This window comes from Cellulomonas sp. P4_B5_2 (assembly GCF_056402235.1).
Genome location: NZ_JBFUHU010000146.1, coordinates 1 through 8960, shown reverse-complemented (window position 1 = coordinate 8960; position 8960 = coordinate 1). Strand labels below are relative to the sequence as shown.

Here is an 8960-nt window from a genome sequence, read left to right as displayed (position 1 = left end):
GACGTCTACGGGGGCTCGGTCACGAATCGCGCCCGGTTCGCCACCGAGATCATCCAGGCGATCAAGGCCGCCGTCCCGGGCCTGCCGATCAGCTTCCGGCTGTCCGTGAGCAACAAGATGCCCGGCAGCCGTGACGTGGCCGAGGCGCAGCAGGTCGCGCGACTGCTCGAGGCCGCGGGGCTGGACCTGCTCATGGTCGACGACGGCGCCTACGACGCCATGGACTGGGTGTTCCCGCCCTACTACCTCGGTGACGCGTGCATGGTCCCGTCGGCGCGGGCGATGAAGTCGGTCGTGTCGATCCCCGTCATGGCCGTCGGCAACCTCACCCCGGAGAACGCCGAGGGCGTGCTCGCCGCCGGTGACGCGGACTTCGTCGGCATCGGTCGCGGGCTCATCGCCGACCCGCAGTGGGTGGCCAAGCTCGCGGACGGGCGTCGTGACGACATCCGGCCCTGCATCCGCTGCAACCAGCTGTGCATCGGCGCGATCTTCACCGGCGCCACCATCGGCTGCGCGGTCAAYCCCGCCGCCGGGTACGAGCTGGAGCGCGCCCTCACCCCGGCGGCCGCGCCCAAGCGCATCGCCGTCGTCGGCGGTGGCCCCGCCGGCCTGGAGGCGGCACGCGTCGCCGCCCTGCGCGGGCACACGGTCGACGTCTACGAGAAGGGCGAGCACCTGGGCGGGGTGCTCCTGCCGGCGGCGACCCCGGAGTTCAAGAAGGAGCTGCGGGCCATGATCGGCTGGTGGGAGCGGCAGATCGCCGACCTGCCCGTCACCGTGCACCTGGGCACCGAGATCCTGGCCGACGACACCCGCCTGGCAGGCGCCGACGAGGTCGTGGTCGCCACCGGCGCGGACCCGTTCGTCCTGCCGATCCCGGGCGTCGACGGCGAGAACGTGCTCGAGGTGCTGGACGCGCACCTGCACCGCGACCGCGTGGGCTCCCGCGTCGTCGTCGCCGGTGGAGGACTGTCCGGCGCGGACCTCGCGCTCGAGCTCGCCGAGGCGGGGCACGAGGTCACCATCGTCGAGATGGCCGACGCGATCGCCGCGGACCTGCTGTTCATCAACGCGATCAGCCTGCTGCGCAGCCTCACGGACGCGCGCGTGCACGTGCTCACCGGCCACCGCGTCACCGAGATCGACGAGAAGGGACTGACCGCCGTCGGGCCCGACGGCGAGGTGCACGTGGACGCCGACACGGTCGTGACCGCGTTCGGCGTGCGACCGGCGCACCGGCTGGCCGACGCCCTGGCCGCGAACGGGCTCAGCGTCCACGCGATCGGCGACTGCGTCCTGCCGGCGAAGGTCGCCGAGGCGATCAACGCGGGATACCTCACGGCGGCGGTGCTCTGACGGTTCCGGCTGGTAGGAACGTGGGGTGCCGATCCTCCCGACCGAGCGTGACCCGCGGCTGATCACCGTCCGCCGCGGCGGCACCCTGACGGACGACCACCACCGCCTGCTGGCCGAGTGGGCACTGCAGTGCGCCGAGCACGTGCTCCACCTGTTCGAGGACGACCGACCAGGCGACGACCGGCCCCGGCAGGCGATCGCCGTGGGTCGGGCGTGGATCCGCGGCGAGGTGCCGATGAAGGTCGCGCACGACGAGGCGTTCCAGGCGAACGCCGCAGCGCGCGGGATGCCTGATCCGGTGAAGTTCGCTGCGCTGTCGGCCGGTCAGGCGGTGGCCGTGGCGCACGTCGCCGCCCACGACCTCGGCGCCGCCGCGTACGCGATCAGGGCGGTCGGTGCCTCCGTGCCCGCCGACGACGCCGCGCGCGCCCGTGCAGCGGAACGGCAGTGGCAGCGGGAGCGCCTGCCGGAGGCCGTCCGCGAGCTCGTGCTCGACGACCAGCGCAACCGGAGCGCGATCTGCTGGAACGTCTTCGACGACTGACGCCAGATCACTCCAGCCCGTCGCGGCGACGGGTCAGGTAGGCGGTCTCGGCGGTGTTGCCGGCCAGCGCGATCGCCCGGTCGTACGCCTCGCGCGCCTCGGCGCTGCGACCCAGCCGGCGCAGCAGCTCCGCGCGCGTGGCATGGAAGGCGTGATAGCCGGCCAGCGCGTCCCCGAGCGGGTCGACCGTGGCGAGCGCCACCGCGGGCCCGTCGAGCTCCGCGACCGCGACCGCCCGGTTGAGCGCGACGACCGGGGACCGGTCCAGGCGCACGAGCTGGTCGTACAGGGCGAGCACCTGCGACCAGTCGGTGTCGCGGGCGTCGCGCGCCGAGGTGTGCACGGCGTTGATCGCGGCGAGGAGCTGGTAGCGGCCCGGGGCGATCCCGGTGGCCAGGCGCTCGCGGACCAGCCGGTGCCCCTCGGCGATCAGTGCCCCGTCCCAGAGCCCACGGTCCTGCTGCTCGAGGAGCACCAGCTCGCCGGTGACCGACACGCGCGCGGGACGGCGGGCCTCGGTGAGGAGCATCAGCGCCAGCARGCCGGCCACCTCGCCGTCGTCGGGCAGGAGGGCGCGGACCAGACGGGTGAGCCGGATCGCCTCCGCGGTCAGGTGGGGGCGCACCGGGTCGGCGTCGGGGCTCGTCGCCAGGTAGCCCTCGTTGAACACGAGGTAGAGGACCGCGAGCACGCCGGACACGCGCGCGGGGAGGTCGTCCGCCGACGGGACCCGGTAAGGGATGCGCGCCGCCTTGATCTTGGCCTTCGCGCGGGTGATCCGCTGTCCCGTGGCGGACTCCTGCACCAGGAACGCGCGCGCGATCTCCGGCACGGTCAGTCCGCCCACCATGCGCAGGGTCAGCGCCACCCGGGACTCCATGGCGAGCGCGGGGTGGCAGCACGTGAAGATCAGCCGCAGCCGCAGGTCGTCGACCGCGCCGAGCGGCTCCGGGGGATCGTCGTCGCTCAGCATCCGAGCCGCCTCGTGCTTGCCGTCGCGCTTGGCCTCGCGGCGGATCCGGTCGATGGCCTTGCGGTTCGCCGTCGTCGTCAGCCAGCCGCCCGGGTTCGGGGGCACGCCGTCCGCCGGCCACCGCTCGACGGCGACCGCGAACGCCTCCGCGGCCGCCTCCTCGGCGATGTCGAGATCGCCGAACCGTCTGGTCAGGGAGGCGAGCACGCGCGCCCACTCGTCGCGGTGCGCGCGCGCGACCGCCTCCCGGACATCGACGTCGGTCACAGGAACGGACGCACCTCGACCTTGCGGTTGCAGGCGTGCGACCCCGCGGTGGCGAGCCTGAGCGCCACGTCGAGGTCGGGAGCCTCGATGATCCAGAAGCCTGCGACGTGCTCCTTCGTCTCGACGAAGGGACCGTCGGTGACGATCGCCTCGCCCGCACCCCGGTTGTCGATGACGGTCGCGGTGTCCGGTGACGCCAGCCCACCGGCGAAGACCCAGCTCCCCTCGGCTCGCAGCCCGTCGTTGAACGCGTCGATCGCGGTCATCTCCTCGGGCGTCGCGAAGCCGGACGTCTCGTCGAAGATCACGGACACCAGATACTGCATAGCCATCTCCTGTGTGCTCGGCGGGAGCCCGGCGCGAGCGTCCCCTCACCCGTGCCACGAACGACCTTGCCCCGATCCGACACCGCACCGCCACCACGTGGGGACCTCGTGCCCTGGTCAGGATCGGGACCTGGTGCTGGAGTGGGTCCTGGGAGCGCCGCAGACGAGGACGCATCTCGGCAGGGGCGGCGCCTGAGGGGGTGCCCGATGGAGAGCGCTGAAGACGACCAGGCTGTCGAGCCGGTACAGGACCCCGAGGACTCGGCGGTCGACCGTTTGCAGGCGGAGCTCGAGGCATCGTTGTCGGCCGGGTTCGCGCCTGACGGGTGGGAGCGCCGGATCTCGTGGCCGTCGCACGGCACGAAGGGCTTCTGGATCGCCGGCGCGGGGAGCGTCCTCGGTCTGGTCGCGGCATGGGTGGCGTGGGGCTGGAAGGCCGGGTTGGCTGCGCTGGTGCTCGTCATCGGGCTGGCGTTGCTGGCGTCGTGGCGCAGCGGACCACGCGTGGGTGACGAGATCACGGAGTCCTTCACGCCTCCGGACGAGGTCCTGCTGAACCTCGGCATCGCGGGCCACGAGCTCCTCACGCTGCAGCGGAGCCGGCCGACGTTCTCGGTCAACCGGCAGGCGACGCCCGCCGACCGCCGGAACGTCCGCCTGGGAGCGATCGCGATGGGCGCGATCCTCGTCGTCGACGGGGGACTCGTCCTGCTCCTCGAGTCTGACCGCATCTCCCCGTCCACCTTCCTCCGGTCCGGAGCGATCGTCTCGGCCGCGGTCCTGACCGGGCTGGCCTTATGGGCGTGGCGACGTATGGGCCTCGTCATCCGGGCGTTCGGCCCGCGACCCGACAGGGATCCCACGCAGGACACCGACGAGGACCTCCTGGACGTCGCCACCTCCGGCGGCGGGGCCGTCGACGCACTCGTCGGTGGCGTGCTCTCGAGGCTCCCGCTGCCGGTCGCCCGCGTGGTGACGGTCGCGATCCTCTTGCTCGTCGGGGCGCTCGGCGTGCTCGTTGCGTTCAACGTGGCCCCGGACGAGAGTGAGCTGTGGTCGTCGCTCACCGCGGGAGCGGACCTCCTGCTGTTCCTGGCTGCGGGCGCCCGGGCCTTGATCCTCCTGGCGATCGGACTGGTGCGACGGGATCGGGCTCCCGCGGTGGCGGGTGTGCAGTCGCTCGTGCTGATGGGCGGCCTGCTGCTCGCCGCGATGCTGTTCGGGTGGCTGGACGAGTGGCGGGCAGTGATCTCCTGGGTGCTCGACCGGGTGGCGTGATCAGGCGTCGACGATCTGCTGCAGGGCGCTCCGCAGGTCCGCCGCGAGAGCGCCGGTCTCCGGCACGACGTCCGGGTCGGCGATGACGGTGACGGTCAGCCCGCCCGCGTAGGAGAGCGCCGCGAACGCGACGCCCACGTTGCCGGCGGTCACGGTGATCGGCACGACCCGCACGATCGGCGCGCCGGCGAACGCCAGCGGTCGGGTGGGGCCCCGGAGATTGGTGAGGAACGAGTTGACCAGGCGCTGACGGTCGACGACCCACCGGAACAACCCGACCGCGGCCAGGAGGCGGAAGGTCGGCCCGACGAGCGCGGCCGAGGCGCCCCGGGTCTGCGTCTTGCGAACCCGGGTGCCGCGTGCGACCTGCGCGACGCGCTCGGCCATCCCTCCCGTGACGGGCACCCGGACCGGCATCACACCGACCCGGTTGCCCAGGTCGCCGCTGGTGGTCGAGGACCGCCCCGAGACGGGGACCGAGACCACGAGCTCCTCGACGTGCTCACCGCGGCGGTGCAGCGTGCGCGCCATCGCCTCGGTCAGCGCGACCAGCAGCACGTCGTTGACGGTCCCACCGTGGCGACGCCCTGCCGCCCGCACCGGGTCGAGGTCCACCTCGACGGTGGTCACCTGCCGCCGTGGGCCGGTCGGTGCGTTGAGCGAGGACCGCGGGGCGTGTCGGCGTCCACCTCCTGCGAGCTCGACCCGGCCGCGGCGCATGTGTGCGAGGGCCGCCGGCAGCCCGCGCAGCATGCGGACCCGCTCCTGCGTGCAGTCGAGCAGCAGGTCTCCGGCGCGGGGAGTCGCACGTCGCACGGTCGGCGCGGCGGCAGGCRTCGACCCGTCGTCGTCGACGAGCCGCGCGAGCACCGCGAGGCCACCGATGCCGTCGGCGAGCACGTGGTGCAGCACCACCACCAGCGCGACCCCCCCGTCGTCCAGCCCGGTGATCACCACCGCGCGCCACAGCGGCCCGGAGCGCGGCAGCGGGCGGGCGACGGCCTCGACAGCGGCGTGGAGCAGGGCGTCCTCGTCGCCCGTGCCCGGACACCGCACCCGGGACACCTGCTCGGCGACGTCGAAGCCAGGATCGTCCACCCAGTAGGGGCGACCCAGCCCCCACGGCGGTGTCACCAGGCGCTGGCTCAGCCGTGGGATGGTCGCGATCCGCGCAGCGAGCGCGGCCTCGACCCGCGCCGCGCTCGTCCCGGTCCCCCCGGCGAGGAGCAGCACGGCGCCGACGTTCATCGGCACCGGGCCCACGTCCGTGGCGAGCTCCACCAGGTCGCCGGGACTGAGGCGCTCGACCGTGCGCGGGTCAGCGCTCACGGCAGAGCCCATCGCGTGCGATCACGCCGTGGGCGTCCCGTCTCGCCGACCGACGACGGCGAGGAGCCTGAGGTCCTCGGCCTCGAGATCGGGGACGTCGACGAGGATCGCGAGCGTCGAGGTCGGCGGTTCGCTGAGTCCCGCGCCGGACGTCGTCGCCGACTGCGTGGCCAGCGCCGCGTCCGGGCCGTTCTCCGTGAGCTCCTTGATCGCGGCCGGAGCCGACTCGGCTGCTGTCGGTTCCTCGACGACCGCGACGTACCGGTCGAGGACGCGCGTCAGCACCTGCTGGGCGTACCCGAACACCAGGGCGATGACGAGCGCCTGCGCCAGCGTGTCGTAGGTGACGGACGTCAGCACCTTGGCGGACACCAGCAGGGCTCCCAGCATGCCGAACAGCGCACCGCAGGCGATCTTGATGGCCACGAGGGCAGGCGCCGGGTTGAACCAGCGGGTGTCGATGCGGTCGTTGCGGGCGTAGGTGATCGCGGAGACCAGTCCGCCGAGCGCTCCGAAGACCAGGACGAGGAGCAGGAAGACCCAGGGTGCCATCGCCAGCGCGGCGCTGTCCGTGCCGTTCGGGATCGTGAGGAACGGGTCGTCCGGGAGCCAGCCCTGCGCCACCAGCAGCCCGACCACCGCAGCCCAGGCGATCAGCGCCAGCACGGACGTCAGTCGGGAGTTGTTGCGCATGGTCTCGAGGTGGTGCGCCGAGACGGCGTGGCAGCGCACGATGACGTCCCGCGCCCGGTCCGCCCGGGCGGCCGCAGCACGTGCGGCGTCCAGCGTGGCGATGGCCTCGTCGGCCCGCGCGAGCGGCAGCGTGGTCCGAGCGTGCTCCGCGGCGCGCCGGGTGAGGACGACGACGTCGCCGTGAGCCCGGTCGACGGTCTCCTCGGCGTCGTGCAGCGCGTCCCAGACCACGGCGATCCGCTGGTGGCGGAGGTGTGGCCGGTCCCTGCCGGGCGCCGGTGCCTCGAACAGCGCCTCGACCCGGTCGGACGCCTGGGTGAGCAGCCCGGCGTCGGCGCCGTCCACCCCCCGGAGACGAACGATCTCGCCGCGCAGCTGGTCAGCGCGATTGACGGCGTCGGCCCTCCACGCGCCGTGCACGACCTCGTGCAGCCAGTCGACCATGCCGCTCACCCCCTGCGCTCGAGTGCCTTCTCGATCGACGCTCGTCCTGGTCCGCAGGTGCCGTCCAGGGCCGAACGTCCCCGACCTCCGACGTGCGCTCGAGTCAACGACCTACCGTCGAGGCACGACGGCCGGCGTGTGCTCGTCGCCGAGCCGCGCCCGCCGCACCCCGGTGGCTAGCGACACGGTGGCGACGACGACCAACGTCGCCCCGGCCACGACGAGCGCGGCGCCATAGCCGACGGCGTCGCCGAGCAGGCCACCCAGCGGCGCGGCGACGACGATCACCGCGCGGTTGGCGGACCGCCTGGTGGCGTTGGTCCGACCCTGCAACCGGTCGGGTGTGGCGGTCTGCCAGTAGGCCATCTCGTTGGCGTTCTCGGCGCCCATGCACAGACCGAGCAGCAGCTGCCCGAACGCGAACAGCACCCAGGCGCGCCCGCCACCCCACGTCCCGTCGACCGCTCCGGCGGGGACCAGCAGGGCAGCCGCCGCCATCAGCCCCCACGCCGTCCCCGTGCCGAGCCGGGCGCCGATGATGACGTGCCCCGCGCCCCACCGGTCACCGAGACGCACCGCCACGGAGGCCCCCACGAGCGCCCCCACGCCCRCCGCGGCCAGCGCCAGGCCCAGGGTGGCAGGGCTGAGGTGCAGCGTCCGCAGGGCGAAGGGCGTCATCACGGCACCCGCCACGGCCGAGCACGCGAACCACGCGTGGGTGGTGAGCGCCAGCGGCCGCAGCGTCGCGTGCCGGTAGATCCAGCGGAGGCCCTCGCGGATCTCGGGGCCGATGTCGCGCACCCTGCGCACCGATCCGCCTCGGGGCTCGTCCAACGTGACGGTGATCAGGAGGACGGCCGAGACGAGATAGCTCACGGCGTCGACGAGCACCGCGAGGGGCGCACCCAGCAGCTGCACCAGACCGCCCGCGACCGCCGGCCCGCTCGCCTGCGCCACGGCGTCGGACTGGTCCAGCCGGGCGTGCGCGGGTCCGAGCAGCCGCGTCGGGACGAGCCGGGGGACGAACGACTGGAACGCCGCGTCGCCCACCACGGTGCACAGACCGAAGACCGCCATCACCCCCGCGAGCCAGCCGACGGTCAGGGAACCGGTCGCGGACAGGACGGGGATCGCCGCGAGCGCGACCGCGCTGAGCAGGTCCGTCGCGACGAGCAGCGGTCGGCGGCGGACCCGGTCGACGAGCACCCCGGCGAGCAGCCCGAACAGCAGGTACGGCACCCACCGCGCGGCGTTGACCAGCCCGACGTCCACGGCGTCGCCGGCCAGCACGTCGACCACGAGGACCTGGATCGCCAGGACGGTGATGTAGCTCCCGAACGCCGAGGCCGTCGAGGCGGTCCACAGGCGGGCGAAGCCGCGCGACTCGCGAAGGGTTGGCGCCGGTGGGGTCACGCGTGCTTTGTATCGCACCCGCGTCGCTCAGGCCCGGAACCGTTCGGCGCCGGGCGCCGACCGGCCGGGGCGACGAGCCCGCGGCGCTGCACGTCCGGTGACTGTCAGGCGTCGAATCCCGTGGGGCGGATCAGCCGGGCGGGGACGCCCGCGACGATCGCGTCGGCCGGCACGTCCTTGGTCACGACGGCGCCCGCCCCGATGATCGCGCCGTCGCCGATCGTCACGCCCGGCACGATCGTCACGCCCGCGCCGAGCCAGACCTTCCGGCCGATGACGACGGGCGCGGGGACCATGTCCGCACGTCGAGCGGGGTCGGTCGCGTGGTTGAGGG

General features: G+C 73.7%; 9 protein-coding genes. 3 read left to right on the top strand and 6 right to left on the bottom strand.

Annotation, left to right across the window (positions count from 1 at the left end; translation table 11 throughout):
• Together AC1DUQ_RS11950 and AC1DUQ_RS11945 are read left to right on the top strand one after the other, a co-directional pair.
• A partial coding sequence (locus AC1DUQ_RS11950; RefSeq protein ID WP_477073855.1) for an FAD-dependent oxidoreductase occupies positions 1-1359 on the top strand: 1359 nt, incomplete at its 5' end.
• 25 nt (positions 1360-1384) lie between these two features.
• Positions 1385-1903, top strand: coding sequence for a putative immunity protein (locus tag AC1DUQ_RS11945; protein WP_477062490.1), 519 nt, complete (start codon positions 1385-1387; stop codon positions 1901-1903).
• A gap of 7 nt (positions 1904-1910) precedes the next feature.
• Here AC1DUQ_RS11945 and AC1DUQ_RS11940 read toward each other — a convergent pair whose 3' ends face one another.
• On the bottom strand, positions 1911-3143 hold the full coding sequence (locus tag AC1DUQ_RS11940; protein WP_477062489.1) for an RNA polymerase sigma factor: 1233 nt from the start codon (positions 3141-3143) through the stop codon (positions 1911-1913).
• Positions 3140-3469 (bottom strand): YciI family protein, encoded by a 330-nt coding sequence (locus AC1DUQ_RS11935; protein ID WP_477062618.1) that lies wholly within the window; start codon positions 3467-3469, stop codon positions 3140-3142. The genes AC1DUQ_RS11940 and AC1DUQ_RS11935 overlap by 4 nt, the downstream gene beginning before the upstream one ends.
• 207 nt (positions 3470-3676) lie before the next feature.
• Here AC1DUQ_RS11935 and AC1DUQ_RS11930 point away from each other — a divergent pair, with 207 nt between their 5' ends.
• Positions 3677-4747: a hypothetical protein gene (locus AC1DUQ_RS11930; protein WP_477062488.1), complete on the top strand. Its 1071-nt coding sequence runs from the start codon at positions 3677-3679 to the stop codon at positions 4745-4747.
• On the opposite strand, the gene AC1DUQ_RS11925 is transcribed toward AC1DUQ_RS11930, so the two are convergent.
• From AC1DUQ_RS11925 to AC1DUQ_RS11910, 4 genes are all read right to left on the bottom strand, one after another.
• A complete protein-coding gene (locus AC1DUQ_RS11925) occupies positions 4748-6076 on the bottom strand; it encodes a wax ester/triacylglycerol synthase domain-containing protein (protein WP_477073854.1) in 1329 nt (442 codons plus the stop codon). It abuts the gene before it with no gap.
• Between the two features lie 21 nt (positions 6077-6097).
• Positions 6098-7213 carry a hypothetical protein gene (locus AC1DUQ_RS11920; protein ID WP_477062486.1) on the bottom strand — a complete coding sequence of 372 codons (1116 nt, stop codon included), beginning with the start codon at positions 7211-7213 and terminating at the stop codon, positions 6098-6100.
• 111 nt (positions 7214-7324) lie between these two features.
• A complete protein-coding gene (locus tag AC1DUQ_RS11915) occupies positions 7325-8626 on the bottom strand; it encodes an MFS transporter (protein WP_477073853.1) in 1302 nt (433 codons plus the stop codon).
• Between the two features lie 104 nt (positions 8627-8730).
• The coding region (locus AC1DUQ_RS11910) for a DapH/DapD/GlmU-related protein (protein WP_477073852.1) at positions 8731-8960 on the bottom strand (230 nt) is incomplete at its 5' end.